Raw genomic sequence first — 25,377 nt, 5'->3', positions numbered from 1 at the left:
GCTGGAGCTGGGAGCGGATGACGCGTCTTGCGCGCCGCCGCCGCGTCCGCAATGCAACGACGCTTGGCCTCGTGCTGCTTGGCCCGGCGCTCGCGCTCGCGACCTTCCTCGTGCTCGGGCCGCTGGAGCTCGGGGAGACGTCAACCGGGCTGCGGCTCGTGATCCTCGCCGATCTGGTCTATGTCATAACCATCGCCACGTTGATCTTCCAGCGCGTCGTCCGCAGTTTCGCGCGGCAAAGAGCCCGCGGCGCGAGCAACTCCAAGCTGCACCAGCGGCTCATGCGGGTCTTTGCGCTGCTCGCCCTTTTGCCCACGGTCACGGTGGCGATCTTCGCGGTGATCACGGTGAATTTCGGGCTGGAGGGCTGGTTTTCCGAACGGGTCCGCAACGTGGTCGGCGCCTCGCTCGCGGCGGCACAGGCCTATGAGGCGCAGCAGCGCGAGGATCTGCTCGAAGACGCGCAAGCGCTGGCGGGCTTTCTCAACGCCAACCGGCGGGCGAATTTCTTCATGGCCGACGGCAACGTGCGGCAGGTGCTGGCGCAAGGGCAATCGCAGATCCAGCGGGGCCTGCGCGAGGCCTACGTGATCGACGCCAGCGGTGAGATCAAGGCGCGCGGCGAGCGGTCCTACCTCTTCGATTATGAGCAGCCGGACGGCGCGCGCTTTGCCCAAGCCGACGAAGACGGCGCCGCGATCATCGAGGATTGGGACAACAACGAATTCCGCGCGCTGGTGCCGCTGGAAGCCTTCGTCGACCGCTACCTCTATGTGAGCCGCACGGTCGATGGTGAGCTGCTGAGCCTGCTCGATGACACGCGCGAAACCGTCTCGCTCTACCAGCAGCTGGAAAGCGAGCGCGGGCGTCTGCTGTTTGAATTCGGCCTGCTCTACCTCGGGTTTTCGCTGATGCTGATCCTCGCCGCGATCTGGCTCGGGCTGTGGTTCGCCGCCCGGCTCGCCAACCCGGTGAGCCAGCTTGCGGGCGCGGCGCGGGCGGTGGGCGCGGGGGATCTCGACGTGCGGGTGCCCCGGCCCGACGGAGATGACGAGCTTGCGATGCTGGGGCGGACCTTCAACACAATGACCGCCGAGCTCAAGCGCCAGCGCGAGGAGCTTTTGAACAACACCCGCCAGATCGAACGCCGCCGCCGGCTGTTCGACAGCGTGCTGAGCTCGGTGACCTCCGGCGTCGTCGGGGTCGATCCGGAGGGGCGAATCACGCTGGTCAACCGCTCGGCCGGGCGGCTCTTGCAGTTCGACGGCGGCCCCGAGACGCAGGCGTTGCAGGTCGCGGTCCCGGAATTCGCGCCGCTCTTCGCCGAGCTTTGCGAGGGGCAGAAGGACGCGGTCCAGCGTGAGATCAAGGTCACGCGGGCCGGCCGGCTGGAGAACCTTCTGGTGCGCATGTCCACCCGGCGCAACGAGGAAGGCGGGCTCGAGGGCTACGTGGTCGCCTTCGATGACGTGACCGATCTGGTGAGTGCGCAGCGCATGGCCGCCTGGGGCGACGTGGCCCGGCGCATCGCTCATGAGATCAAGAACCCGCTGACCCCGATCCAGCTCTCAGCCGAGCGCATCCGCCGCAAGTTCGCGCCCAAGCTGGCCGAGGACGCCGAGACGCTGGAAGAGATGACCGATGTGATCGTCCGCCAGACCGGCGATCTGCGCCGCATCGTGGACGAATTTTCCCGCTTCGCCCGGATGCCCGCCCCGGAGCGCCACACCGTTGCGCTCGATCAGATCCTGCGCGAGGTTGTCCTGCTTCAGCAAACCGGCCTGCCCGATATCCGCATCAGTGCCGACCTGCCCGAGGGCCCGATTCTGGCCGAGCTCGACGACACGATGATGCGCCAGGCGCTGACCAATCTGATCAAGAACGGCGGCGAGGCGATCGAGACCTTCCGCGAGCAGGGCGCGCCCGAAGGCTTTGATCCGGAAATCCGCGTCGCGCTGCGCCAGGACGGGCCCGTGCTGGAGATCACCATCGCCGACAACGGGGTCGGCCTGCCCGAAGATCGCGCCAAGCTGTTCGAGCCATATGTCACGACCCGCGCCAGCGGCACCGGGCTCGGCCTGCCGATCGTGCGCAAGATCGTCGAGGAACATGGCGGCACGCTCGCGCTCGACGATGCCGCGCCCTTCACGCCCGGCGCCCACAGTGGGGCCTGTGCCACCATCCGCCTCGGGGCGGCGGATCCGGCCGCCAGCGAGCCAGAAGACGATACAACGACAAAAACCAGAAGGTATGAGGACGCATGAGCGACATTCTGATCGTGGACGACGAGCGCGACATCCGCGCCCTGATCGGCGACATTTTGAAGGACGAGGGGTTCTCCGTCCGGCTCGCGGGCAATTCGGATGACTGCATGAAAGCCATCGCGGAGGAGCCGCCCGCGCTGATGGTGCTCGATATCTGGCTCAAGGACAGCCAGATGGACGGGATCGACATCCTCACGTCGGTCAAGCGCGACATGCCGGAGATCCCCATCGTGATCATTTCGGGCCATGGCAACATCGAGATCGCCGTCGCGGCGATCAAGCAGGGTGCCTACGACTTCATCGAAAAGCCCTTCAACATCGATCAGTTGCTGGTTGTGATCCGCCGCGCGATGGAAACGGCGAGCCTGCGCCGCGAGAACACGGCGCTACGGCGGCGGGATGTGAGCGGGGCCGAGATGATCGGCGAATGCACCGCGTTCCGCACCCTGCGCGGCCAGCTCGACAAGGTCACGCGGTCCAACGGCCGGGTGCTGCTCAAGGGCGCGTCGGGCGCGGGCAAGGAGATCGCCGCGCGCTATATCCACGCCCAGTCCGACCGCGCCAAGGCGCCGTTCGTCACGCTCAACTGCGCCGCGACGGAGCCCGACCGGGTCGAGGAAATGCTCTTTGGCCGCGAGGCGCGGGGCCAGCGGGTGGAGCAGGGGCTTCTGGAGGAGGCCAACGGCGGCGTGCTGTTCCTCGACGAGGTGGCCGACATGCCGCTCGGCACCCAGTCCAAGATCCTGCGCGTGCTGGTCGACCAGACGTTCCAGCGCCTCGGCGGCAGCGACCGGGTGCGCGTCGATGTGCGGGTGATCTCGGCGACGAGCCGCGATTTGCTGGCCGAAATCGAGATGGGCCGGATGCGCGAGGAGCTCTATCACCGGCTCAACGTCGTGCCGATCGAGGTGCCGTCGCTGGAAGACCGGCGGGAGGATATCCCGCTTCTGGCCGCGCATTTCATCGACGGGTTTCACCGCCATCAGGGCCTGCCGCACCGGCCGCTCTCCGATGAGGCCGCGGCGATGCTTCAGACGATGGTCTGGCCCGGCAATGTGCGCCAGCTGCGCAATGTGATCGAGCGCGCGCTCATCCTGGGCGATGAGGACGGGCCGATCTCGGCGCGCGATATCTCCGGCGGGGCGCCCGAAGACGGGGCCGAGGACCGCGTCGTCCTCTCCGGCGCGCTCGCGACATTGCCGCTGCGCGAGGCGCGCGAGGCGTTCGAACGCGAATACCTGCTGACCCAGATCAACCGCTTCGGCGGCAACATCTCGCGGACGGCGCAATTCGTCGGCATGGAGCGCAGCGCGCTGCACCGCAAGCTCAAGTCGCTCGGCGTGGTGACAACCGGCAAGGGTGGCGGGCGCGTGGCCCATGTGGAGGACGACGCCGTCGATGCCGCCGAATAGCGCGGCGGAGCGGGTGATCGGCCATCGGGCGCCGGCCCGCGATTGACCGGCGCGGCGAGGTCTGTCATCCAAGGCATCTGGAGCCACGGGCACCGGGAAGAGGCGCATGAAAGTCATCATTTGCGGCGCAGGTCAGGTCGGCTGGCAGATCGCGCGCCATCTCGCCGGCGAGCGCAACGACGTGACCGTCGTCGACAACAAGCCCGACCTGGTGCGCCGCGCCACCGATACGCTTGACGTGCAGGGCGTGGTGGGCTTCGCCTCCTACCCCGATGTGCTGGAGCGCGCGGGCGCACGCGACGCGGACATGATCATCGCCGCGACCCACTCGGACGAGGTCAACATGGTGACCTGTCAGGTGGCGCATTCGGTCTTTGCCGTGCCGCGCAAGATCGCCCGGCTGCGCGGGCAGTCCTATCTCGATGCGATCTACTCCGATCTCTACCGGCGCGATCACATGCCCATCGACGTGGTCATCAGCCCCGAGCAGGAGGTGGCCGAAGCCGCGCTGCAGCGGCTCGCCGCGCCGGCGGCCTTCGACACCGAGCGCTTCCTCGACCGGCGGGCCCAGCTTCTGGGCATCACCATCGAGGAAAACTGCCCCGTCATCGACACGCCGCTGCGACAGTTGACCGACCTTTTCTCGACCCTGCGCGCCATCGTGGTCGGCATTCGCCGCGAGGGGACGCTCTTTGCCCCCGAGGCGGGGGACCAGCTTTTTCCGGGCGATGCCTGCTACATCTTCGTACACACCGAGGATGTGGAACGGACGATGGAGATCTTCGGCAAGACGCAGCGCAAGCAGGAGCGCGTCGTGATCGTCGGTGGCGGCAACGTGGGGCTCGCCGTGGCCGAAGCGCTCGAAAAACGCACCGAGCGGGTGCGGGCCAAGGTCATCGAGATCAACCGCGACAACGCCGAGCGGGCGGCGGATGCGCTGGAGCGGACGATCGTGCTGCATGGCGACGGGCTCGACATGCAGCTCCTCGCCGAGGCCGGGATCGACCGCGCCGACGCGATGCTCGCGGTGACAGACGACGACAAGACCAACCTGCTGGCCTCGGTGCGCGCCAAATCCGCGGGCTGCCCGATGACCATCGCGCTGGTGAACGACCCGACGCTGGTGCAGCTCATGGAGCCGTTGGGGATCGATGCCTACATCAACCCGCGCGCCACGACCGTGTCCTCGATCTTGCGCCACATCCGCCATGGCCGCGTCCGCGGGGTCTATTCCATTGGCGATGCCGAGGCCGAGATCATCGAGGCGCAGGTGCTCTCCACCTCGCCGATGGCCGGCCAGCGGATCGGTCAGATCGAGTTTCCCGAAGGGGTCCTCCTGGGCGGCGTGCTCAAGGGCGACAAGGTGGTCCGGCCCACCGGCAACACCAAGATCGAGGAGGGCGACGTGCTCGCCATCTTCGCGCTCACCGCCGATGTGCCCGAGGTCGAACGCCTGCTTCAGGTCTCGATCGACTTTTTCTGAGCCATGTGGGATCGCCTCCGCTCGCTTCCCGTACTCCTGCTGCTGATGGGGGTGGCGGCATTGGCGATGCTGGTGCCGGCGGCCCATGCGCTCACGCTGCAGGATCACGCCATAGCGCGCAGCTTCTTCTACGCGGCGCTGCTTTTATTCTTCGTGACCGCGCTCATCGCGGTGGCCCTGCGGCCCCGGCGCGGCGGCATGAGCCCGCGCGAGCAACTCCTGACCATCTTCGCCACTTTCACGCTCCTGCCGGTCTTCCTCGCCGTGCCGTTCCATCACGCGGTCGGCAACACCAGCTTCCTCAACGCCTGGTTCGAGATGGTCTCCTCGCTCACCACCACGGGCGCGACGCTTTTCGATACGCCCGGGCGCCTGCCGACGACGCTGCATCTGTGGCGCGGGCTGGTTGGCTGGCTCGGCGGGTTCTTCATCTGGGTGGCGGCGATTGCCCTGCTCGCGCCGATGAACCTCGGGGGGTTCGAGGTCACCAACGCGGCCGATCCGGGGGCGGGGATGTCGGGGCTCAAGCGCCAGCGCGGCGTGCTCGATGCCTTCGGGCGGCTGAGCCGGGCCACGCGGGGCTTTGCCCCGATCTACGCGGTGCTGACGCTGGCGCTCTGGGTGCTTTTGCTGATCTCGGGCGAGCCGAGCCTCCCGGCGCTGGTCGATGCGATGAGCACGCTTGCGACCTCGGGCATTTCCATGGGCGACAAGACCCCCGGCCCAGACGGGCTCGGCGGCGAGGCGGTGGTCTTCTTCTTCATGTTCTTCGGCGTGACGCGCCTCGTCCACGGGGCCGAAACCAGCGGCTCGCTGCCCTATCGCGTCGCAATCGACCCCGAATTCCGCCTCGCCATCGCGCTTCTGATCCTTATCCCGAGCCTGCTGTTCCTGCGCCACTGGGTCGGCGCCTACGAGGTCGAGGAGTATCAGGACGCAAGCGCGGGGCTGCGGGCGCTCTGGGGCGGGCTCTTCACCACGCTTTCCTTTTTGACCACCACCGGGTTCGTTTCCGCCGAGTGGGACACGGCGAGCAACTGGTCGGGCCTGCCGGCCTCGGGCGTTTTGCTGAGCGGGCTGTGCCTCATCGGCGGGGGCGTGGCCACCACGGCGGGCGGGGTCAAGCTGCTGCGGGTCTATGCGCTCTTCCGTCACGGCCAGCGCGAACTGGAGCGGCTGGTGCATCCCTCTTCGGTGGCCGGGACAACGGGGACGAGCAATTTCCTGCGCCGCCACGGCGCCTATGCCGCCTGGATCGCGTTCATGCTCATCGCGCTGTCGATCTGCGTGATCGTGCTTGGCCTGTCGATCATGGGCGTGCCGTTGGATTCGGCGATGATGCTCGCGATTTCGGCCTTGTCCAACACAGGCCCGCTTGCGCCCGTGGCCACCAACGAGACGCTGACCTACGCGGCACTCGGGCCGGGCGCCAAGCTCCTGCTCGCGGCCGGCATGGTCTTCGGGCGGCTCGAAGCGCTGGCCATCGTCGCGCTGTTCAACCCCGACTTCTGGCGCCGATGACCCCGCGGCACCGCGCGGTCCGGGAGGGGGCGAATTTTCCGGCTGGAAGTTCCCGCCATGGCATTCCATAATCCCCTGACTCAATAAGCAATCCGCAGTGGCGCAAGAACAAAGGCGACTTTTATGGCTTCCGACAAGCAGAACTTGCAGGATGCGTTTCTCAATCACGTTCGCAAGACCAAGATTCCGGTTACGATATTTCTCATCAACGGCGTGAAACTTCAGGGTGTCATCACCTGGTTTGACAATTTCTGTGTCCTGTTGCGCCGCGACGGGCAATCCCAGCTTGTCTACAAACACGCTATTTCCACGATCATGCCGTCGCAGCCGATCAACCTCTACGACGGCGACGAGGGGGCTTGAGCCTCTCCGATACCGGCGCCCGCGATACCATCGCGCTGGTGCTTCACCCTGACATCACGGGCGCAGAACGTGCGCGCGATCCGGCGCGCGCGCTCGAAGAGGCCATGGCGCTCGCCGCCGCGCTTCCGGGCCTGCAGATCACCGGCGGCGAGGTCGTCCGGCTGCGCGATGTGCATCCGGGCGCGCTCTTCGGATCGGGCAAGATCGCTGAGCTGAAGGCGCGGATCGAGGCCGATGAGGTCGAGCTTGTGCTGATCGACGGGCCGGTGAGCCCGGTGCAGCAGCGCAATCTGGAGAAAGCCTGGGGCGTCAAGCTGCTCGATCGCACGGGGCTGATCCTCGAGATCTTCTCCGACCGGGCGGCCACGCGCGAGGGTGTGCTGCAGGTCGAGATGGCGGCGCTTACCTATCAGCGCACGCGGCTGGTCCGGGCCTGGACCCACCTTGAACGCCAGCGGGGCGGACTCGGCTTCGTCGGCGGGCCGGGCGAAACCCAGATCGAGGCGGACCGCCGCGCCATTGACGACCAGCTCACGCGGCTGCGCCGCCAGCTTGCCAAGGTCGTCAAGACGCGCAAGCTCCACCGCGACGCGCGCGCCAAGGTGCCCTATCCGATCGTCGCGCTCGTGGGCTACACCAACGCTGGCAAATCCACCCTCTTCAACCGCCTGACCGGGGCGAATGTGATGGCCAAGGACATGCTCTTCGCCACGCTCGATCCGACCATGCGCGGCGTGCGCCTGCCGGACGGGCCGGAGGTGATTCTCTCCGACACGGTGGGCTTCATCTCCGATCTGCCGACCGAGCTTGTCGCCGCCTTCCGCGCGACGCTCGAAGAGGTGCTGTCGGCCGATCTCATCTTGCACGTGCGCGATATCTCGCACCCCGAGACCGATGCGCAGGCCGAGGATGTCGAGGGCATCCTGAACGGGCTGGGGATCTCCGAGACGACGCCGATGCTCGAAATCTGGAACAAGATGGACCTGCTCGACGCCGAGGCCGCGGAGGCCGCCCGCACCCGCGCCGAGCGGCGCGATGACATCCTCGCGCTCTCGGCCTGGACGGGCGAGGGGCTGGGGCCGTTGCTTGCGCGCATCGCGCTTTGCCTTGAGGGGGAGCGGCACCGGGAGACGCTGGTGCTGGCCTATGCCGATGGCCGCCGCCGCGCCTGGCTCTTCGAGCAGGGCGTGGTCGAGGCCGAGCGGCAGGGCGAGGACGAATTGGAGCTCGACGTGCGCTGGACCGCGGTGCAGAAGGCCCGTTACTCGGACCTCTGAGCCCGGCTCAGCGCGGGGTGAGCACCGTGATCCCCGTCGCCGCCGCCCGCGCCAGCGCCGGATCGAGCGACATCGGCACGTATTCGCCCCGCCGCCAAAGCTCGCCCAGATCGTCATAGTGCCGCGAGAGCAGGTGCCCGGACTGGCCGGTGGCGATAACGAACACCGAGCTGTCGGGATCGGCGAAATCATAGACCCCGCGATAGCCCGCGCCGTGGATGTTTTGATAGGGGTCGTCGCCGCTGCTGCGGGTCATCCCGCGCTGGAGCGTCTGGTCGCCGCCGCTGGTCGAATGGCGGATGTTGGCGAAGTAGCGCAGCAGCGGGGCCTTGCCGAGCGTCTGGTGGTCATGGGTCGCCTCATGCGCGTCGCCCCAGCGGAGCGCATCGAGATTGTCGCCCCAGTCGCGGGAAATCTCCACCAGCGCGTCATCCAGCGCCAGCCGGGCGATATCGGCGCAGCTCTCGACCGGCGCGCTCTGGATCACGTCGCACCAGCGCGCGGCGCCGTCGATGTCGCGGTAGACCCGTTCGAGAAACAGCGGCGAGACGCGGGTAATCCGGCGGGCGAGGGGGCCGAGCTCATCGCGGATGAGCCGCGTCTGGAGCGCCCGGACCCAGGCCGCGTAGATCAGCGGCTCGGGCAGATGCTCGTTCATCTCGCCGTTCCAGTCGGCCAGCAGCGCCAGCGCCCGTTCCCGCTGGGCCGGCATCGTCCCCTCGGGCGCGGCCTCGCCGGTGAACCACAGATCCGCGCCGATGAGCGGCAGCAGCGTGCGCGCGGTGGGGCTCACGGTGTCGAGCTGGGCTTCGATGAAGCTGTCGCGGGTGTGGACCTGCCGCGATTGCATGAGCCGGCGCCAGCGCTGGATCCGCTGGGTGTCGCCCCAGTGGAAGCTGATGTGGTCGGGGAAGGGCCGGTCGATGATCTTGTTGTTGGTGTTGCCGAGGATGCCGCCCTCCGGATCGGTGAACTCGGGGTTCATCGCGTAGCTCGCGCGGCCCTGCCATTGGTTTTCCGGGCGCCAGCCGGGCGTCGGCAGGCGGCCTTGGCTCTGGTGGCGCGGATCGCGCTGCGGGATCGCGCCGATGACCTTCATCGCCACGCGCTCCCGGTCGGCCAGCGTCACGGTCTGGACCGGCGCGAGGTAGCTTTCGAAACCGGCGAGCGCGCCTTCGACACTGTCGGACTGGACCGCCTTTAGGGCTGAGGAAAACGACGTGTCGCGGCCCGAAAGCCCGGTCCAGGCAAGGCTCATGACATGGCCCGGCGGGGTGACCGCATCGATCTCAAACTGGTCTTCGGGCAGCACCGGGCCGTTTTCCGTCCAGCGCAGCGTGAGGGTGATGGGCGGCTGGCCCTTCACCTTGACGATCGACTCGCGCGTGCGAAACTCGGCGTAGCCATCGGGCGTCCGGTAGCGGGCCGGGTTCTCGGGATCGAGCGCCTCGATGTGGAGGTCCTGATCGTCGGCGTAGGTGGTGGTCAGCCCCCAGCCGAGCGTCGCGCTGCGGCCCGAGAGAATCAGCGGCAGGCCCGGGATCGAGCCCCCGATGAGCCCGCCCGACGCCAGCTCCAGCCGCGCGAGATACCATGTCGAGGGGGCGGTGAACCCCAGATGCGGGTCGTTGGCCAGCAGCGTGCCCCCAGAGGCCGAGCGTGCCGGCGTCGCGGCCCAGGCGTTGGAGGCCCCGGCGAGCCCCGCGGGGCGGACCGGGGTCAGCGGGTGGCGCGCGGCGGTGGCGACTTGCGCAGGTGGCGGCAGCTCGCGCCCGGGAAAGAGCGAGGCGTAGTCGGGCAGTTCGGCCACGCCGGGCCCGGGCACGATCGGCATCAAATCCTCGACCAGTTCCTCGGGCAGGGCGAGCGAGAGCTGCGCGCGCAGGATCTCGTTGGAGAAGTGATCCGAGAGCTGGAGCGCCATCAGCTTCATCACCACCAGCGAATCAGCCGGCGTCCAGGGCGCGATCTCGGCGGGGAAGAGGAAGAATTCCGGCGCGCCGCGGCCGAGCGCCTCGTCGTTGATCTGGCGAATGCGGGCATTGACCCCCTTGGCATAGGCGGTCAGCGCGGCGAGGCCGGCCTGATCCTGTACCGCGACGGATTGCACCGCGAGCGCGTAAAGGTCGAGCCGGCGGATGAAGGTGTCGATCTCCAGCGTGGCCTCGCCGAAGAGCTCCGACAGCCGCCCCTGGCCGGTGCGGCGCAGCATCGTCAACTGCCACAGGCGATCCTGCGCATGGGCGTAGCCAAGGCCGAAGAAGACATCCTCGTCCGACTGGCCGAAAATATGGGGCACGTTCGCGGTATCGCGGACGATCTCGACCTCCGCCCCCAAACCATCGACCGCCACCCGCGCCTCATACTGCGGCAGCGAGCGGGAGGCGAGGTAGTAGGCGCCAAGGATGGCCACCACCGCGAGAACTACGAGCAGGGTCGCGAATCGGAGCAACCATTTAAAGATCAATGCCATGAGCGGCCCTTGTAGTTGCGCAGGCGGTATCGGTTAGGTAGCCAATAGGGACGAGGGGAACAAGCGGTCGCGGAAAGGGAGCGATTATGGCGAAATTGGCGTTTTTGGGGCTTGGGGTCATGGGCTATCCCATGGCCGGGCATCTGGCGAAGGCGGGGCATGATGTCTGCGTCTTCAACCGCACCGGTGCAAAGGCCGAGGCCTGGGCCGCGGAATTTGGCGGGCGCTCGGCGGCAACACCGGCCGAGGCTGCGGCCGGGGCGGAGGTGGTCTTCGCCTGCGTGGGCAACGATGACGATCTGCGCAGCGTCTGCACCGGCGAGTCCGGCGCCTTCGCGGGCATGGCAGCCGGGACGGTGTTCGTGGACCACACGACGGTCTCGGCGCAGGTGACGCGAGAGCTCGCCGAGACGGCGGCGCATGCGGAGATCGGCTATGTCGATGCGCCCGTCTCCGGCGGTCAGGCGGGTGCCGAAAACGGCGTGCTCTCGATCATGTGCGGCGGCGCGGAAGAGACCTTTGGCAAAGTCGAGCCGATCATTGCGGCCTACGCGCGGATTTGCCGTCGCCTTGGCGAAGTGGGCGCGGGCCAGTTGACGAAAATGTGCAACCAGATCGCGATTGCGGGGCTGGTGCAGGGGCTCTCGGAGGCGCTGAACTTTGCCGAGAAGGCCGAGCTCGACGCCGCGGCGGTGGTCGAGGTGATCAGCCAGGGCGCGGCCGGAAGCTGGCAGATGGAAAACCGCTACAAAACGATGATCGCGGACGAATTCGAGCACGGGTTCGCCGTGGACTGGATGCGCAAGGACCTGAACATCTGCCTGCGGACAGGCGACGAGATCGGCGCGGCCTTGCCGGTGACGGCGCTTGTCGACCAATTTTACAAGGATGTGCAGGCCCTCGGCGGCGGGCGTTGGGATACCTCTTCGCTGATCAAACGGTTGCGCGCTCTGGGCTAACCGGGCGCTGCGCGCGCCACGGGCGCCGGAAAATGATCAATCATTTTCCGGCACGTTTTCTGATCGATCAGAAAACGGCGCGCGGACCGGCCGTCAGGGGATGATGCGGGTGTATTTCGAGCCCTCGAGCGTCGCGCCGAGCTTCAGTCCGGCCTGGCCGAAGACCACGGCGATGACGGGCGATGTGGCGGTGTTGGTATCGGCGCGCAGGGTCTCTCCGCGATCAGACACCACGTATTCGAGGTCCGCGCCTGCGGCCCAGCCGGCGGAGCGGCGGAAGTCCATCAGGGCCTCTTGCGTCATGAAAAAGAGCACGTGGGCATATTGTTGCGCGCCGACCTGCACGCCGATATTCGCCGCCGCCGCAGAATAGTAATCCACCGTGGCCCCGTCGACCCGCAGCGCGCCGCGCCCGAAGGATCCGCCGATCCCGAGCCCCACTTCCGTGACCAGCGGCATGACCAGTTGCCCTGCCGATTTGGCGGCGAGGTCGCGCGTTCCGGGATAGGTGGTGTAGAGGTAGTTGAGGGTCGAATCCACGCGGGCGTCGATCGTGGCCGCGCCTTGGGAGCCGATCCCGTTGTTGCATGCGGCCAGCGCGCCCGTGCTTGCGGCCAGCCCTAGGGTGAACATACGTCTCGACAGACTGCTCATGGTGTTTTTCCCGCCTCGATTGCGATGTGGTCTGATGTGGTTTGCCTGGATGTCGCGCCGGGTGGTCCCGGTCATTGCCGCCACTTTAAGCCCTTCGGCCTGTCTTGTCACGCCATGCGCGGGCCCGGAGCGGAAACCGGCTTGGGCGCGCGGCTTGCGAATCTCCTTGCCAAGTCCGCCGCACTGCCCTATGAGCCGCCCATTCAATCCGCAGGTTCGGGCGGGCTGACCCGGGGGAGACATCCCCGGCGGTCCACCGGTTGGCGCATAGGCGCCTCATCCCGATCCGAGGCGAAAACCGGAAAGGAAACGATACATGGCTCTTCCAGAGTTCTCCATGCGCCAGCTGCTTGAAGCCGGCGTTCACTTCGGCCACCAGACGCAGCGTTGGAACCCCCGCATGGGCGAGTTCATCTATGGCGCGCGCAACGGCATCCACATCCTCGACCTGACCCAGACCGTGCCGATGCTCGACGCGGCGCTGAACGCGGTACAGGATGTCGTGGCCCGCGGTGGTCGCGTGCTCTTCGTCGGCACCAAGCGCCAGGCCGCTGGCCCCGTCGCGGAAGCGGCCGAGAAATGCGCGCAGTACTACATGAACCACCGCTGGCTCGGCGGCACGCTGACCAACTGGCAGACCGTCTCCCAGTCGATCAAGCGTCTCAACGAGATCGACGAGGCTTTGGCCCAGGGTGCGGAAGGCCTTACCAAGAAAGAGCGTCTCGGCATGGAGCGCGATCAGTCGAAGCTGCAAGCTTCGCTCGGCGGGATCCGCGAGATGGGCGGCCTGCCCGACCTGCTCTTCGTCATCGACGTCAAGAAAGAAGCGCTCGCCGTGGCCGAAGCCAACAAGCTCGGCATCCCGGTTGTGGCCGTGGTTGACACCAACTGCTCGCCCGATGGCGTGGATTACATCATCCCCGGCAACGACGACGCGGCCCGCGCCATCGCGCTCTACTGTGACCTCGTGAGCCGGACCGCTCTGGAAGGCACCGCGACCCAGCTTGGCGCCGCCGGCGTTGACCTCGGCGCCTTCGAAGAGGCCCCGGTCGAAGAGACCATCGCCGAAGCTCCGGCAGAAGAATCGGCCCCGGCCGAAGGCTGAGCCAACTGTCACGAAAATGACACGGGCGCGCCGCATATGCAGGAGCGCGCCCTTTTTGACCCCGTTCGGGAAAGACTTTGAGGAGAGCCGACATGGCGATCACAGCTGCACTTGTGAAAGAACTGCGCGACACGACCGGCGCAGGCATGATGGATGCGAAAAAAGCGCTGACCGAAAACGACGGCGATATGGACGCGGCGATCGACTGGCTGCGCACCAAGGGTCTGGCCAAGGCCGCCAAGAAATCCGGCCGTACCGCGGCCGAAGGTCTTGTTGCGGTCAAGGTCGAGGGCTCCAAGGGTGTGGCCGTTGAGGTCAACGCCGAGACCGACTTCGTTGCCAAGAACGCCGAATTCCAGACAATGGTCGGCCAGATCGCGGATGCCGCGATCAACGCGGGCGATCTCGATGCGCTCAACGCGGCCACCATCGACGGCAAGACCGTTGCCGACACGCTGACCGACAAAATCGCCAAGATCGGCGAAAACATGACCCTGCGCCGGATGGCCACCGTCGAAGGCACCACGGTTGTGTCTTACGTGCACAACGCGGCGACCGACGGCATGGGCAAGATCGGCGTTCTTGTCGCGCTCAACGGCGGAGACGAGGCGTTCGGCAAGCAGGTCGCGATGCATATCGCAGCTGTGAACCCCGCGTCGCTCTCCGAGGCAGATCTCGATCCGGCGGTTGTCGAAAAAGAGCGTCAGGTCCAGATGGACATCGCCCGCGAATCCGGCAAGCCCGAGCAGGTCATCGAGAAGATGATCGTCGGCCGCATGAAGAAGTTCCTCTCCGAAGTGACGCTTCTGGGCCAGGACTTCGTGATCAACCCCGATCTCACCGTGGCGCAGGCCGCAAAAGAGGCCGGCGCGGAAATCACCGGGTTTGTCCGCCTTGAAGTGGGCGAAGGCATCGAGGTCGAAAAAGAAGACTTCGCAGCCGAGGTGGCGAAAGCCGCCCAGGGCTGAGAACGATCAAGAACTGATCGGAAAGGCGCGCTGGCAACGGCGCGCCTTTTTTCATTGGCGCAGGGCAGCGTCGATGAGGTCGGCGAGGCGTGCAGGGGCAGCGAAGAAGGGCGAATGGCCGGTGTCTATCTCGCTGATCTGCGCCGGGGGCCAGTCTTCGGTCATGGTGACCTGGAACTCCGGCGGGATGGCTTGATCACGCAGGCAGCGGATGTAATGGCGCGGCACGCGCGCGTAGGTCGGCCCGAGCGTGACGGCGGTTTCCTGCGGGAGGATCGCCTCGGGTCCGAGCCGCGCGGTGGCGTAGTCGACCGTCTCCGGGGGGCAGTCCTGATAGAAAACGGTGCGCGCTTTCGCGGGGTCGACGATGAAACTGCCGGAGGCGCGGTCAACCGTGATCGCATGCATCAGCGGCTGGCGCGGCGCTGCGCGTCGGCGATCGGCGAGGGACTGGCCGGGGGCCGGGACATAGGCGCAGAGGTAGATGAGCTGGGTGATGTTGCGCGCGTCGCGTTCGGCGGCGAGGCTGATCGGGTAGCCGGCCATCGAGTGGCCGACGACCACCGTGGGGCCGGCGAGCGCGGCGAGGATCGCCTCGGCATAGCGTTCGAGTGTGGCCTGGGGGAGCGGTGTCGGGTCGTCCCCGTGGCCCGGCAAGTCGATCGCGCGCGCGCTGTGACCTCGGGCGGCGAGCTCCGGAATCAGGTCGCGCCAGCACCAGGCCCCGTGCCAGGAGCCGTGGACGAGAAGGATCTCAGCCACTCAGATGCCCTGTCTGCTCGATGAACTCGGAGAGGATCTCCGCATAGGCCTCCGGCGCCTCGACGCAAGGGATATGCCCGGCGTTGCGGATCAGCTTCAGCTCGGCCCCGGGAATGAGCGAGATGGTCTCGCGCACCAGATCCGGCGGGGTGGAGCCATCTTCGGAACCCGCAATCCCAAGCGCGGGCAGGCGCAGGCCCGACGTCGGGGTGATCATATCCGTCCCCGCGATCGCGGCGCAGCAGCCGAGATAGCCCTCGAGCGGCTGGCGCACCATCATCGTGCGCCAGGCGTGCATCGCGGCGGTCAGGCGGAAAGGCTTGGCAAACCAGCGCTCCATCACCTGATCGGCGATGGCCTCGATGCCGTTTGCGCGGATGCTGTCGATCCGCGCCTGCCACATGTCGCGCGTGCCGATCTTGGCGGCGGTGTTGGAGAGCACCAGCGCGCGGACAAGATCGAGACGTTTGGCCGCGAGGCCCTGACCGATGAGCCCGCCGATGGAAAGGCCGACGAAGAGCACGTCTTTCATGCCCAGATGATCGAGAAGGCGCTCGGCATCTTTGACCAGCGCGCCCATGGCATAGGGCGCGGGCGGGCAGGAGGACAGCCCGTGGCCGCGTTTGTCATAGCGCAGAATCCGCAAGCCCGCGGGCAGAAGCGGGATGATCTGGTCCCAGACGCGCAGGTCCGTGCCAAGAGAGTTGGCCAGGACGATGGGCGCGCCGTCCGGGTCGCCATCGAGCCGGTAGTGAAGCTTTACGTCGCCAAGATCTGCCACCTGCATATGTCGCGCCTTTCATCAGCCAAGGGATCCGTTTTCTGATCTGTCAGAAAACGTGCCGGAATTTAACCGATTAAATTCCGTTTCCGCGCTGTGGTTTCGGTGTGCCCGGATCGGCAAGGCAGCGGGCGAAGGTGGCCGGGTCGACATTTCCGCCCGAGACCGTCGCGATGACGGTGTCTCCAGATTGGCCATCCTTGTGGAAGAGCGCGGCGGCGAGGGCCACGGCGCCGCCCGGTTCGGCGACGATCTTGAGATGGCGGAAGGCGAGCGACATCGCGGTGAGCACCTCCGTGTCGGAGACGGCGATGCCCGGCCCGCAGAGGCGCTTCATGATGGCGAAGGTCATCTCGCCCGGTTGCGGTGTCAGCACCGCGTCGCAGAGGCCGCTTTCCGCCCCCCGGTTGCGCTGGATCGCACCGGTGGCGAGGGAGCGTTTGACGTCGTCGAAGCCTTCGGGCTCCACCGGCCGGACGGTGAAACGCGGCGCCTGCGCCTCCAGCGCGAGGGCGATGCCCGAGGTCAGCCCGCCGCCGCCGCAGCACACCAGCACCTCCGCGCTATCGATCCCGAGCGCCGCCGCTTGCTCGGCGATTTCGAGGCCTGTGGTCCCTTGCCCGGCGATCACGTCGGGGTGCTCGTAGGGCGGAATGAGGCTGAGCCCGCGGCTTTCGGCGATGGTTCGGGCCAGGGTCTCGCGGCTTTCGCCCCCGTCCCGGTCGTAGAACACCACCTCCGCGCCGTAGCTTCGCGTGCCCTCGACCTTGGCGGCCGGGGCGTCGCGCGGCATGATGATTACCGCCGGAATACCGAGGAGCTGCGCTGCGCGCGCGATGCCCTGCGCATGGTTGCCGGAGGAGTAGGCAAGCACGCCGCGCGCGCGCTCTGCCGGGTCCAGTGCGGTGATTGCGGCGAGGCTGCCGCGCGCCTTGAAGCTGCCGGTGGCCTGCAGGCATTCGGCCTTGACCAGAACCCGGCGCCCGGCGATGGCGTCCAGCGCGGGGGCGCCGAGCAGCGGCGTGCGGCGGGTGTGCTCGCGGATGCGCGCCTGCGCGGCGGTGATCCTGTCGATATTCATGCGGAGCGCTCTCCTTGCGTTGTCTCGGTCATGCGTTGGATCCAGAGATGGAGCGCGGCGACGGCGTCGGGTTCGTCGAGAAAGGGCACATGGCCGCGGCCTGGGATCTCGGCGGAGATGAGATCCGGCCGCCGGCGGGCCATCTCATCAACGCAGCTTTGAGCCAGCAGATCGGAGGCGTCGCCGCGGAGCACGGCGACAGGCAGGCCCTCTGTTGCCGCGAAGCACTCCCAAAGATCGGGCAGGGGGCCGCCCGCGCCGGTCAGCACGGCATCCCGCAGTTTGGGGTCATAGCGCAGGGCGAGGCCGCGCTCCGTCTCGATGTAGCTGCGCGCCACATCTTCGCGCCAGCGCGCGGAGGAGGCGCCGGAAAAGCCGGGGAAGCTGGCGGGGCGCGCCGCGGCCGCCGCGTCGAGCGTTGGCCAGGGTGGCGCAATGCCGAGATATCCGGCGATGCGTCCGAGCCCTTCCGGCGCGATCTCGGGCCCGATGTCATTGAGCGCCAGGCCGAGCAGGCGGCCCCGCGCCCGGTGGGCGAGGACGAGGCCGATCAGGCCGCCGCGCGATGTGCCCAGCACCGCGGCGCGCTCGATCCCGAGGTGGTCCAGCAGGCGCAGCGCGTCTTCGGCCTCCTGCGGGATGGAATAGCTTTGCCAGTCGGCCCAGCCCGAGCGCCCGCGGCCGCGGTAGTCCATTCGGATGAGGCGGCACCCAGCGAGATGCGGCGCCACGGGGTCGAAATCGCGCACGTTGCGCGTGAGCCCGCTGAGGCAGAGGATGGGCAGGCCCGCCCCGCTCTCCTCGTAGTAGAGCGGAACCCCGCCCCGACCGTGGATCTGCGCCATCAGGAGACGAGCTCCGGCAGGGATGTCAGATCGGTGAGCACATGGGCCGGGCCATGGGGCAGGCGGTCCTGCGGCTCGCCCTTGCGGTTGATCCAGACAGTCTCGAACCCGAAGCCCGAAGCGCCTGCCACGTCCCAGCCGTTGGAGGACATGAAGAGAATCTCATGCGGCGCGCAGGCATAGCGCTCGGTCACCAGCGCGTAGACCGCGTCCATCGGCTTGAAGGTGCGCGGCGTGTCGGCCGAGAGCACCGCATCGAAGACCCCGCCCAAACCGGCATGCTGCACGGCGCTGTCGAGCATCTCCGGCGCGCCGTTGGAGAGGATCGCAAGCGGAAGACCGGTCGGGCGCAGCGCGGCAAGCGCAGCGGGCACCTCGGGGTAGGTCTCCAGTCGGGCGTAGAGCGCGAGCAGATCGGCCCGCAGGGGTGGATCTCCCGCCAGCCCGTGGCGCTCCAGGGCCCAGTCGAGCGCGTCTTCGGTGAGCTGCCAAAAGCTGTCGTATTCATCCGTGATCGCCCGGAGCCAGGTGTATTGCAGCTGTTTTTGCCGCCAATCTTCGGCCAGCGCGGGCCAACAGCCGGCGAGCGCCGGGGTCTCGCTCCGGGCGGCGAGGGCGCGCGCGGCGGCGGCGACGTCAAACAGCGTGCCGTAGGCATCGAAAACGCAAGCTTTATGTGTCATGGGCGTACCCTGACATGGCCCAGTGCCGGACGGAAGACCAAAGCTCCGGACCCGCGAGACTTGCCGCGATGTGCCATCCGTGACAGACAGCGCGCAACGCCCCCCGGGGCCACGCGCCAGCCGCAGAAGGGCCGCTCTCATGACCACCTTCACCGCATTGACGACCCTGCCCGGCAAGGCGCCGGCCGAACGGCTCGGGGCCGCGCTGGAAAACCTCGCGCCCGAGCCCACCGGGGTCGGCGTCTTCGAGGTTGAGGACGGATCGGGGACATGGGAGGTCGGCGGCTATTTCATCGAGGCGCCGGACGAGACGCAACTGGCCCTGCTCGCGGCGGCCTTCGGCGCCAAGCCCTTCGCCGTGAGCGAGATCCCCGAGACCGATTGGGTGGCCAAGGTGCGGCGCGAGCTGACGCCGGTCGAGGCGGGGCGGTTTTTCGTCCACGGCGGCCATGATGCGGACAAGGTGCCCGAGGGGGCGGTTCCGCTGCTCATCGAGGCGGCGATGGCCTTCGGCACCGGGCATCACGGCACGACGCTCGGCTGCCTGCGCGCGCTTGACCGGTTGGTGACGGATCAGGTTGCGCCCCGCAGCGTGGCCGATATCGGCTGCGGCACAGCGGTGCTCGGCATGGCGGCGGCGCGGGTCTATCCGGCGCGCGTCATCGCCTCTGACATCGACCCCGTCGCGGTAGAGGTGGCCGAAGCCAACCTCGCGGCCAACGGGATGGACGGCGCCGTGCGCTGCGTCGTCGCCGCCGGGTTCGATCACCCCGAACTGGCCGCGCTCGCGCCGTTCGATCTGATCTTCGCCAACATCCTCAAGGGGCCGCTCATCGACCTCGCGCCCGATCTCACCGGCGCGTTGGCCGAGGGCGGCCATGTCATCCTGAGCGGTATTCTCAATGATCAGGCGGCAGAGCTGCGCGCGACCTACGAGGCGCTCGGGCTCACGACCCGGCATCACGAAGAGATCGGCGAATGGTCGACGCTGACCCTGCGCAAGCCCTGAGACCCGCGCCCCGGACATGAAAAAGCCTCCGCGAGGGGCGGAGGCCGTTCCGTTTGTCCGGAGGCGATCCGGTCGTCAGTGCGCGCCGCCGTTGCGGGCCACGCGATCGATGTCCCAGCGGGACAGGCCGATGTCATCCAGCTCCCGGTCGCTCAGCGCGCTGAGGGCCTTGCGGGTGTTGCGCTCCGCCCGCCAGTCGGCGATTGCGGTCACGATACGGTAGATCGCGCGGGGTGTTTCGCTGCGGTGAGACGCAGCATAGATCGAGTCAAAAAAAGCCATGGTTACGTCCTTCCAAGGGGCTGGCAAAACACTCAGGCCCGGGTTTTATCTGGCCGTCTTGTTACCTGAGAGAGCGTGCATTTAGTGTTGAGTGATCGCCCGATCAATCGGGTATTTTTGCATATGAGGCTTGCGTTTTCTGCAAGGATCGGGCGCCGCGAACGGGCGGTCTGCGTGCGTGTTCGAGCAGCGCGGACAATTCCGAGGGGGATTGGCCTTTGTTCGCGTTTCGTGCTAGTGCTTTGCGCAAAACAACGAGCAGGGATCAGTGATGCGCGTTCTGGGAATCGATCCGGGCCTGCGTAACCTTGGCTGGGGTGTGATCGACGTCGACGGATCGCGCATCAGCCATGTTGCCAATGGGATTTGCCATTCAGCCGGCAAGGAGCTCGGGGCGCGGCTTCTGGCCCTGCATGAGGGGCTCAGCGCGGTGATCGCCGCCTATGCCCCGACATCCGCCGCGGTCGAGCAGACCTTCGTCAACAAGGACGCCGTCGCGACCCTCAAGCTCGGCCAGGCGCGCGGGATCGCGATGCTGGTGCCCGCGCAGGCGGGGTTGCCGATCGGAGAATACGCGCCCAACCAGATCAAGAAGACGGTCGTGGGCGTCGGCCACGCGGCCAAGGCGCAGGTTGACCACATGGTGCGGATGCAGCTGCCCGGCTGCGAGATCGCGGGGCCCGATGCGGCGGATGCGCTCGCGATCGCCATCTGCCACGCCCACCACGCCCGCAGCGCCGAACGCATCGCGCGGAGGGTCGTCTCGTGATCGGGCGGATCAGCGGGCGGGTCGATTTCCGGGGCGAGGACCACGTGCTCATCGATGTGCGCGGCGTGGGCTATATCGTCTATTGCTCGGAGCGGACACTGGCGACGCTGCCCGGTCCGGGGGAGGCCGCGTCGCTGTTCACTGACCTGGTCGTGCGCGAGGATCTGTTGCAGCTCTTTGGCTTCCCGACCCTTCTGGAGAAGGAGTGGCACCGGCTGCTCATGTCGGTGCAGGGGGTCGGGGCCAAGGCCTCGCTCGCCGTGCTCGGCACGCTCGGTGCCGAGGGGGTCAGCCGGGCGATCACGCTTGGTGACTGGAACGCGGTCAAGGCTGCCAAGGGGATCGGGCCCAAGACGGCGCAGCGGATCGTGAACGAGCTCAAGGACAAGGCCCCGGCGGTGATGGCGCAGGGCGTGGCGCTGGCGCAGTCCGCCGGCGCGCCGGCCCTTGAGGCGGAGACGGTGATCGAGGCCCCGGCGGCCCCTGCGGCGGAGCCCGCCGCGCCGCCCAGTTCGGTGAGCGCGCAGGCCGATGCCCTGTCGGCGCTGGCCAATCTCGGCTACGCTCCGGGGGATGCCGCCGCGGCGGTCGCCCGCGCCGCGCAGGAGGCCCCGGAGGCCGGGGCGCCTGACCTCATCCGCGCTGCCCTGCGCGCCCTTGCGCCCAAAGGATGAGCATGACCGAGCCCGATCCGACATTGCGCCCCGAGGCGCTCCCCGAGGACACCGACCGCGCGCTGCGGCCCCAGAGCCTTGGCGACTTCGTCGGGCAAGCGGAGGCGCGGGCCAACCTCGCGATCTTCATCGAAAGCGCGCGCCTGCGCGGCGAAGCGATGGATCACACGCTGTTTTACGGCCCGCCCGGGCTCGGCAAGACCACGCTGGCGCAGATCATGGCGCGGGAGCTTGGGGTCAACTTCCGCATGACTTCCGGTCCGGTGCTGGCCAAGGCGGGCGATCTGGCCGCGATCCTGACCAATCTCGATGCGCGCGACGTGCTTTTCATCGATGAGATTCACCGGCTCAATCCGGTTGTCGAGGAGGTGCTTTATCCGGCGCTGGAGGACTTCGAGCTCGATCTGGTGATCGGCGAGGGGCCGGCGGCGCGCACCGTGCGGATCGAATTGCAGCCCTTCACGCTGGTGGGGGCGACGACGCGGCTGGGCCTGCTCACGACGCCCCTGCGGGACCGGTTCGGCATCCCGACGCGGCTGCAGTTCTACACGGTCGAAGAGCTTAACCGGATCGTGAGCCACAACGCGCGTAAACTCGGCGTCGAGGCGGACGAGGACGGCGCGCGGGAGATCGCGCGGCGCGCGCGGGGAACGCCCCGGATTGCCGGGCGGCTTTTGCGCCGGGTGGTGGATTTCGCGGTGGTCGAGGGCGACGGGCGCATCACCCGCGCGCTGGCCGACGGGGCGCTTACCCGACTCGGCGTCGATCAAGTCGGGCTTGACGGGGCCGATCGGCGCTATCTGCGGCTGATCGCGGAAAACTACGGCGGCGGCCCGGTTGGGATCGAGACCATCGGCGCGGCGCTGAGCGAGAGCCGCGATGCGATCGAAGAGGTCATCGAGCCCTTTTTGCTGCAACAGGGGCTGCTGCAGCGCACCCCGCGCGGGCGAATGCTGACCCAGCGGGCCTGGACCCACCTCGGCCTCGCCGCGCCGATCGAGCCGGGGCAGGGGAGCCTCTTCGAATGATGCTGAGCCCTGAGGATATCACCCGCTGTTTCACCCGAGATGATGGCTCCTACGCCTTCGCCCGCTGGGGCCGGCCCATCGCGCCGGTGGTCTTCGGGGTCGAGGACGAAACGCTCGGGGTGATCAAATCGGCGCTGCAAGCGGTGGCGCAGCTGGGCCGCATCGAGATCGCCGAGACCGATCCGGAACTTGGCGCCAATCTGATGGTGTTCTTCTTTCGCGATTGGGCGGAGCTGATGCAGGTGCCCGATCTTGACCGTCTCATCCCCGAGCTCGGGCCGCGCGTTGCGCGGCTGGAGGCGGCGGAGGCGCTGCAATATCGGGCGTTTCGCTTCGATGAGGCCGGCGCGATCCAGGCCTCATTCGTCTTTCTGCGCATGCGCGGCGCGATGGCCGAGCTGGACGCCGAAACCCTCGCGCTCACCCAGGCGGTTTCGCTCATGCTGCTCTGGTCGGAGCGGGCCTTTTCCGCCCGCGCCCCGCTCGCGACGCTTGAGGATGGCCGGGTGGTGGTGAAGCCGGAGATCGCCGCGTTGATCCGCGCCGCCTACGATCCGGTGCTCCCCGCGGCGGCACAAGATCCAAGCCATGCGCTGCGCCTCGCCGCGCGACTCGCTCTCGATCCCGGGGTGTGAGCCCGGGCGATGCGTGTTTTTCTCGCCCTGCCGATGCCAGACGCGGTGCGCGACGGGCTCGTCGCGTTGCAAGGGCGGATCAAGGCCGGGCGGAAGGTTGCGCCGGAACATTTGCACATGACGCTGGTCTTTGCCGGCGAGGTCCCCGAGGCGCAGCTGGCCGAACTTGATGACCAGCTGCAGGACCTGACCGTTCCAGCGCTCCCGATCCGTCTGCGCGGGCTGTCGGTAATGGGAGGGGGGCGCGTGCTGTCTATCCAGCAGCGCGCCGACACGGGCCTGATCGGGTTTCAGGCCCGGCTGGAGCGGCGCGTGCGTGACGCCGGGATTCGCCTTCAGAAACGGCGATTTCAGCCGCATGTGACGATCGCGCGCTGGCGCGAGGGCGATGTGGCCGCTCTGGAGGGCGCGGGCCGCGCGCTGGAGCGATTCGGGGATGTCGAGATGCCGGGCGGAACGATGGACCGCGTCGCGATGTATCGCTCGGAGCTGCGTCCGGAGGGCGCGGTCTATCACGAACTGGCGTGCTATCCCGATCTGCCGCCCTGGGCGGTGGGGCCCGGCGCGCCGTAAAGCGCCGGGCGCGGTCTCAGATCGCCGCGCGTGCCCCGAGACGGGATTTCAGGAAGCTGGCAAACCGCGCCACTTCCGCGCCCGAATAGGTGTCATCCGTGCGCTCATCTTCCAGCCGCCGGATCGCATCGGCGAGATCCGTGTCCTCCGCGCTCCGGGCGACGCCGAGCAGGAACTGCGTCACATAGCCGATCATGTAATCCCCTTCCGACGCGGATAGGACCTCGGCCGCATGGGCGATGTCGTCCTCGAAGGCGATGGGATCGGGCTTGACCGTCTCTTGCGAGATCATGCGCGGCCCGCGCGGATGCATGTCGGGCGGGACGTGGGCGAGCACCGTTTCCTGAAAGGTCGCGAGGCTGCTGATCGGTTTTTCCATAAACCCATCGGCGCCGGCTTCGATCGCGCGGTCGCGCCCTCCGTCATCGCCGCTGATCCCGAGCACGACGGTCTGGTTGTCCTGGGCCTGGGTCAACTCGCGGATCAGATCCTCTCCCGCGCCGTCGGGCAGGCCGAGATCGACCACGACCACCGAGGGGCGGTAGATCTGCAGATGGCGGCGCGCGGCGGTCAGGCTGTCGGCGCGGCGGATGCGGGCGCCACTGCGCAGGCACAACAGGCGCATGGCTTCGCAGGCAAAGCGGCTGTCTTCCACAACGAGAACGGTAAGCCCCAAAAGCGGGCGGCTCGGCGTCGGTCTTCGTGCTTGAAGCATCGGCTCAAGACTGTCCATATCGGCTTCCTCACTGGCATTACTCCCTCAAGCCTTACCCAAGCGTGGCTAATGGAAGGTTAATGTCGCAAGGTCAGCTTGTGGGACCGCGCGGGTGTGGTCATAAACACAGCCGACAGAAGGAGTGGGACATGATCGGACGATTGAACCATGTGGCGATCGCGGTGCCGGATCTTGAGGCCGCGGCTGCGCAATACCGCAATACGCTGGGTGCGACGGTCGGCGCGCCGCAAGATGAGCCGGACCATGGCGTCACCGTGGTGTTCATCGAGTTGCCCAATACCAAGATCGAGCTGCTCTACCCGCTGGGCGAAGGCAGCCCGATCGCGGGCTTTCTGGAGAAAAATCCGGCGGGCGGGATCCATCATATCTGCTACGAGGTCGAGGATATTCTCGCCGCGCGAGATCAGCTGAAGGCGTCGGGCGCGCGTGTCCTCGGCAGCGGGGAGCCGAAAATCGGCGCCCATGGCAAGCCCGTCCTGTTCCTGCACCCCAAGGATTTCAATGGCTGTCTGGTTGAACTCGAAGAGGTCTGACCCACCTCTCACTCAACCCCATCGAGGAGCGCCGTCTTGAGTATCACCTCCGCCATCGTGCTGTTTGCCGTGATCTGGTTCATGGTCTTTTTCGTCGTCTTGCCGCTGCGCATGACGACTCAGGGAGAGGCGGGCGAGGTTGTCCCGGGGACGCATTCCTCGTCGCCTGCCGACGCCCGGATCGGCCGCAAGGCGCTGATCACGTCGATCGTGGCGGCGGTGCTCTGGATCGTGATCGCCGGGGTGATCTTTTCGGGCAAGATTACCGTGCGCGATCTCGACTGGGCCGACCGGATGGCGCCCCGGGCAATAGATGGAACAGGTGAGTGAACACTGCCGCGCCGATCACCGGCACGATGAGGTTGAGCAGCGGCACGGTGAGCGGAATCGCCATGACCACGCCCGCGACCCAGATGCTCATCCGGTGACGATCACGTAGCGCGCGAGCCTCGACCCGCCCGACCCGGCGCATGGCGGCAATCTGGAAATATTCCCGCCCGAGCAAAA

General features: G+C 67.5%; 27 protein-coding genes (1 of these 27 only partly in view). 17 read left to right on the top strand and 10 right to left on the bottom strand.

Features of this window, described 5'->3' with window-relative positions; translation table 11 throughout:
• Positions 1 to 17 precede the first annotated feature (17 nt).
• The 6 genes from BM353_RS12005 to hflX all read left to right on the top strand — a co-directional run bounded on the left by BM353_RS12005 (position 18) and on the right by hflX (position 8,320).
• Positions 18 to 2,264: a sensor histidine kinase NtrY-like gene (locus tag BM353_RS12005; RefSeq protein ID WP_092081191.1), complete on the top strand. Its 2,247-nt coding sequence runs from the start codon at positions 18 to 20 to the stop codon at positions 2,262 to 2,264.
• The gene (gene ntrX / locus BM353_RS12000) at positions 2,261 to 3,676 is read left to right on the top strand and encodes a nitrogen assimilation response regulator NtrX (protein ID WP_092081189.1); all 1,416 of its coding nucleotides are present in this window, start codon (positions 2,261 to 2,263) and stop codon (positions 3,674 to 3,676) included. Before BM353_RS12005 ends, ntrX begins: the two co-directional genes overlap by 4 nt.
• A gap of 106 nt (positions 3,677 to 3,782) precedes the next feature.
• Positions 3,783 to 5,159, top strand: a complete 1,377-nt coding sequence (gene trkA / locus BM353_RS11995; RefSeq protein WP_092081187.1) for a Trk system potassium transporter TrkA — start codon at positions 3,783 to 3,785, stop codon at positions 5,157 to 5,159.
• A gap of 3 nt (positions 5,160 to 5,162) precedes the next feature.
• A complete protein-coding gene (locus tag BM353_RS11990) occupies positions 5,163 to 6,680 on the top strand; it encodes a potassium transporter TrkG (protein ID WP_092081185.1) in 1,518 nt (505 codons plus the stop codon).
• A 123-nt stretch (positions 6,681 to 6,803) separates the two neighbouring features.
• The gene (gene hfq, locus BM353_RS11985; RefSeq protein WP_092081183.1) at positions 6,804 to 7,043 is read left to right on the top strand and encodes an RNA chaperone Hfq; all 240 of its coding nucleotides are present in this window, start codon (positions 6,804 to 6,806) and stop codon (positions 7,041 to 7,043) included.
• Complete coding sequence (hflX, locus tag BM353_RS11980) at positions 7,040 to 8,320, top strand: GTPase HflX (RefSeq protein ID WP_425439412.1); 1,281 nt, start codon at positions 7,040 to 7,042, stop codon at positions 8,318 to 8,320. The genes hfq and hflX overlap by 4 nt, the downstream gene beginning before the upstream one ends.
• Positions 8,321 to 8,327: 7 nt before the next feature.
• Here the strand turns inward: hflX and BM353_RS11975 are convergent, their stop codons facing one another.
• A complete protein-coding gene (locus tag BM353_RS11975; RefSeq protein ID WP_092081181.1) occupies positions 8,328 to 10,793 on the bottom strand; it encodes a penicillin acylase family protein in 2,466 nt (821 codons plus the stop codon).
• Between the two features lie 86 nt (positions 10,794 to 10,879).
• On the opposite strand from BM353_RS11975, the gene BM353_RS11970 reads away from it, so the two are divergent.
• Positions 10,880 to 11,752, top strand: a complete 873-nt coding sequence (locus BM353_RS11970) for an NAD(P)-dependent oxidoreductase (RefSeq protein WP_092081180.1) — start codon at positions 10,880 to 10,882, stop codon at positions 11,750 to 11,752.
• Positions 11,753 to 11,845: 93 nt separating this feature from the next.
• On the opposite strand, the gene BM353_RS11965 is transcribed toward BM353_RS11970, so the two are convergent.
• Positions 11,846 to 12,406, bottom strand: coding sequence for a lipid-binding SYLF domain-containing protein (locus BM353_RS11965; RefSeq protein ID WP_092081178.1), 561 nt, complete (start codon positions 12,404 to 12,406; stop codon positions 11,846 to 11,848).
• A 316-nt stretch (positions 12,407 to 12,722) separates the two neighbouring features.
• On the opposite strand from BM353_RS11965, the gene rpsB reads away from it, so the two are divergent.
• Together rpsB and tsf are read left to right on the top strand one after the other, a co-directional pair.
• The gene (gene rpsB / locus BM353_RS11960; RefSeq protein WP_092081176.1) at positions 12,723 to 13,511 is read left to right on the top strand and encodes a 30S ribosomal protein S2; all 789 of its coding nucleotides are present in this window, start codon (positions 12,723 to 12,725) and stop codon (positions 13,509 to 13,511) included.
• Positions 13,512 to 13,603: 92 nt separating this feature from the next.
• Positions 13,604 to 14,479, top strand: a complete 876-nt coding sequence (gene tsf, locus BM353_RS11955) for a translation elongation factor Ts (RefSeq protein WP_092081174.1) — start codon at positions 13,604 to 13,606, stop codon at positions 14,477 to 14,479.
• A gap of 51 nt (positions 14,480 to 14,530) precedes the next feature.
• On the opposite strand, the gene BM353_RS11950 is transcribed toward tsf, so the two are convergent.
• The 5 genes from BM353_RS11950 to BM353_RS11930 all read right to left on the bottom strand — a co-directional run bounded on the left by BM353_RS11950 (position 14,531) and on the right by BM353_RS11930 (position 18,631).
• Positions 14,531 to 15,241: an alpha/beta fold hydrolase gene (locus tag BM353_RS11950; protein ID WP_092081172.1), complete on the bottom strand. Its 711-nt coding sequence runs from the start codon at positions 15,239 to 15,241 to the stop codon at positions 14,531 to 14,533.
• A complete protein-coding gene (gene pcaD / locus BM353_RS11945) occupies positions 15,234 to 16,028 on the bottom strand; it encodes a 3-oxoadipate enol-lactonase (RefSeq protein ID WP_092081170.1) in 795 nt (264 codons plus the stop codon). The genes BM353_RS11950 and pcaD overlap by 8 nt, the downstream gene beginning before the upstream one ends.
• Before the next feature lie 70 nt (positions 16,029 to 16,098).
• Positions 16,099 to 17,103, bottom strand: coding sequence for a threonine ammonia-lyase (locus BM353_RS11940; protein ID WP_092081168.1), 1,005 nt, complete (start codon positions 17,101 to 17,103; stop codon positions 16,099 to 16,101).
• Positions 17,100 to 17,948 (bottom strand): alpha/beta fold hydrolase, encoded by an 849-nt coding sequence (locus tag BM353_RS11935; protein ID WP_092081166.1) that lies wholly within the window; start codon positions 17,946 to 17,948, stop codon positions 17,100 to 17,102. Before BM353_RS11935 ends, BM353_RS11940 begins: the two co-directional genes overlap by 4 nt.
• Positions 17,948 to 18,631, bottom strand: coding sequence for a haloacid dehalogenase type II (locus tag BM353_RS11930; protein ID WP_092081164.1), 684 nt, complete (start codon positions 18,629 to 18,631; stop codon positions 17,948 to 17,950). Before BM353_RS11930 ends, BM353_RS11935 begins: the two co-directional genes overlap by 1 nt.
• Before the next feature lie 139 nt (positions 18,632 to 18,770).
• On the opposite strand from BM353_RS11930, the gene BM353_RS11925 reads away from it, so the two are divergent.
• Positions 18,771 to 19,640: a 50S ribosomal protein L11 methyltransferase gene (locus BM353_RS11925; RefSeq protein WP_092081162.1), complete on the top strand. Its 870-nt coding sequence runs from the start codon at positions 18,771 to 18,773 to the stop codon at positions 19,638 to 19,640.
• Positions 19,641 to 19,715: 75 nt separating this feature from the next.
• Here BM353_RS11925 and BM353_RS11920 read toward each other — a convergent pair whose 3' ends face one another.
• On the bottom strand, positions 19,716 to 19,922 hold the full coding sequence (locus BM353_RS11920; protein WP_092081160.1) for a DUF1127 domain-containing protein: 207 nt from the start codon (positions 19,920 to 19,922) through the stop codon (positions 19,716 to 19,718).
• A gap of 271 nt (positions 19,923 to 20,193) precedes the next feature.
• Between BM353_RS11920 and ruvC the strand changes: the two genes are divergently transcribed.
• Genes ruvC through thpR form a run of 5 tightly spaced genes read left to right on the top strand, consistent with a single transcriptional unit; the run spans position 20,194 to position 23,601 of the window.
• Positions 20,194 to 20,691, top strand: a complete 498-nt coding sequence (ruvC, locus tag BM353_RS11915; protein ID WP_092081158.1) for a crossover junction endodeoxyribonuclease RuvC — start codon at positions 20,194 to 20,196, stop codon at positions 20,689 to 20,691.
• Positions 20,688 to 21,365: a Holliday junction branch migration protein RuvA gene (ruvA, locus tag BM353_RS11910; protein WP_092081156.1), complete on the top strand. Its 678-nt coding sequence runs from the start codon at positions 20,688 to 20,690 to the stop codon at positions 21,363 to 21,365. Before ruvC ends, ruvA begins: the two co-directional genes overlap by 4 nt.
• 2 nt (positions 21,366 to 21,367) lie before the next feature.
• Positions 21,368 to 22,393: a Holliday junction branch migration DNA helicase RuvB gene (gene ruvB / locus BM353_RS11905; RefSeq protein ID WP_092081155.1), complete on the top strand. Its 1,026-nt coding sequence runs from the start codon at positions 21,368 to 21,370 to the stop codon at positions 22,391 to 22,393.
• Complete coding sequence (locus tag BM353_RS11900) at positions 22,393 to 23,028, top strand: hypothetical protein (RefSeq protein ID WP_092081383.1); 636 nt, start codon at positions 22,393 to 22,395, stop codon at positions 23,026 to 23,028. Before ruvB ends, BM353_RS11900 begins: the two co-directional genes overlap by 1 nt.
• Positions 23,029 to 23,037: 9 nt before the next feature.
• Positions 23,038 to 23,601, top strand: coding sequence for an RNA 2',3'-cyclic phosphodiesterase (gene thpR, locus BM353_RS11895; protein ID WP_092081153.1), 564 nt, complete (start codon positions 23,038 to 23,040; stop codon positions 23,599 to 23,601).
• A 16-nt stretch (positions 23,602 to 23,617) separates the two neighbouring features.
• Here the strand turns inward: thpR and BM353_RS11890 are convergent, their stop codons facing one another.
• A complete protein-coding gene (locus BM353_RS11890; RefSeq protein WP_092081151.1) occupies positions 23,618 to 24,334 on the bottom strand; it encodes a response regulator in 717 nt (238 codons plus the stop codon).
• Positions 24,335 to 24,465: 131 nt separating this feature from the next.
• Here BM353_RS11890 and mce point away from each other — a divergent pair, with 131 nt between their 5' ends.
• Together mce and BM353_RS11880 are read left to right on the top strand one after the other, a co-directional pair.
• Positions 24,466 to 24,870: a methylmalonyl-CoA epimerase gene (gene mce, locus BM353_RS11885; protein ID WP_092081149.1), complete on the top strand. Its 405-nt coding sequence runs from the start codon at positions 24,466 to 24,468 to the stop codon at positions 24,868 to 24,870.
• 36 nt (positions 24,871 to 24,906) lie between these two features.
• Positions 24,907 to 25,200, top strand: coding sequence for a DUF1467 family protein (locus BM353_RS11880; RefSeq protein WP_092081147.1), 294 nt, complete (start codon positions 24,907 to 24,909; stop codon positions 25,198 to 25,200).
• Here the strand turns inward: BM353_RS11880 and BM353_RS11875 are convergent.
• A protein-coding gene (locus tag BM353_RS11875; RefSeq protein ID WP_092081145.1) for an EI24 domain-containing protein crosses the window boundary here: on the bottom strand, positions 25,133 to 25,377 show its 3' portion. 478 nt of this gene lie beyond the right edge of the window; only the last 245 of its 723 coding nucleotides appear in the window; the start codon falls outside the window, past its right edge; its stop codon occupies positions 25,133 to 25,135. The two genes, BM353_RS11880 and BM353_RS11875, sit on opposite strands and share 68 nt — an antisense overlap.

It is taken from the genome of Poseidonocella sedimentorum (assembly GCF_900116005.1).
Lineage (GTDB): Bacteria > Pseudomonadota > Alphaproteobacteria > Rhodobacterales > Rhodobacteraceae > Poseidonocella > Poseidonocella sedimentorum.
The sequence above is the reverse complement of the archived record's forward strand: the minus strand, read 5'-3'. Positions and strand labels throughout refer to the sequence as shown.

Bases quoted from the DNA above. Each gene is read 5' to 3' on its own strand.
- BM353_RS12005 (WP_092081191.1), top strand. From the start codon at position 18: ATGACGCGTCTTGCGCGCCGCCGCCGCGTCCGCAATGCAACGACGCTT.
- ntrX (WP_092081189.1), top strand. From the start codon at position 2,261: ATGAGCGACATTCTGATCGTGGACGACGAGCGCGACATCCGCGCCCTG.
- trkA (WP_092081187.1), top strand. From the start codon at position 3,783: ATGAAAGTCATCATTTGCGGCGCAGGTCAGGTCGGCTGGCAGATCGCG.
- BM353_RS11990 (WP_092081185.1), top strand. From the start codon at position 5,163: ATGTGGGATCGCCTCCGCTCGCTTCCCGTACTCCTGCTGCTGATGGGG.
- hfq (WP_092081183.1), top strand. From the start codon at position 6,804: ATGGCTTCCGACAAGCAGAACTTGCAGGATGCGTTTCTCAATCACGTT.
- BM353_RS11975 (WP_092081181.1), bottom strand. From the start codon at position 10,793: ATGGCATTGATCTTTAAATGGTTGCTCCGATTCGCGACCCTGCTCGTA.
- BM353_RS11970 (WP_092081180.1), top strand. From the start codon at position 10,880: ATGGCGAAATTGGCGTTTTTGGGGCTTGGGGTCATGGGCTATCCCATG.
- BM353_RS11965 (WP_092081178.1), bottom strand. From the start codon at position 12,406: ATGAGCAGTCTGTCGAGACGTATGTTCACCCTAGGGCTGGCCGCAAGC.
- rpsB (WP_092081176.1), top strand. From the start codon at position 12,723: ATGGCTCTTCCAGAGTTCTCCATGCGCCAGCTGCTTGAAGCCGGCGTT.
- tsf (WP_092081174.1), top strand. From the start codon at position 13,604: ATGGCGATCACAGCTGCACTTGTGAAAGAACTGCGCGACACGACCGGC.
- pcaD (WP_092081170.1), bottom strand. From the start codon at position 16,028: ATGCAGGTGGCAGATCTTGGCGACGTAAAGCTTCACTACCGGCTCGAT.
- BM353_RS11940 (WP_092081168.1), bottom strand. From the start codon at position 17,103: ATGAATATCGACAGGATCACCGCCGCGCAGGCGCGCATCCGCGAGCAC.
- BM353_RS11935 (WP_092081166.1), bottom strand. From the start codon at position 17,948: ATGGCGCAGATCCACGGTCGGGGCGGGGTTCCGCTCTACTACGAGGAG.
- BM353_RS11930 (WP_092081164.1), bottom strand. From the start codon at position 18,631: ATGACACATAAAGCTTGCGTTTTCGATGCCTACGGCACGCTGTTTGAC.
- BM353_RS11925 (WP_092081162.1), top strand. From the start codon at position 18,771: ATGACCACCTTCACCGCATTGACGACCCTGCCCGGCAAGGCGCCGGCC.
- BM353_RS11920 (WP_092081160.1), bottom strand. From the start codon at position 19,922: ATGGCTTTTTTTGACTCGATCTATGCTGCGTCTCACCGCAGCGAAACA.
- ruvC (WP_092081158.1), top strand. From the start codon at position 20,194: ATGCGCGTTCTGGGAATCGATCCGGGCCTGCGTAACCTTGGCTGGGGT.
- ruvB (WP_092081155.1), top strand. From the start codon at position 21,368: ATGACCGAGCCCGATCCGACATTGCGCCCCGAGGCGCTCCCCGAGGAC.
- BM353_RS11900 (WP_092081383.1), top strand. From the start codon at position 22,393: ATGCTGAGCCCTGAGGATATCACCCGCTGTTTCACCCGAGATGATGGC.
- thpR (WP_092081153.1), top strand. From the start codon at position 23,038: ATGCGTGTTTTTCTCGCCCTGCCGATGCCAGACGCGGTGCGCGACGGG.
- BM353_RS11890 (WP_092081151.1), bottom strand. From the start codon at position 24,334: ATGGACAGTCTTGAGCCGATGCTTCAAGCACGAAGACCGACGCCGAGC.
- mce (WP_092081149.1), top strand. From the start codon at position 24,466: ATGATCGGACGATTGAACCATGTGGCGATCGCGGTGCCGGATCTTGAG.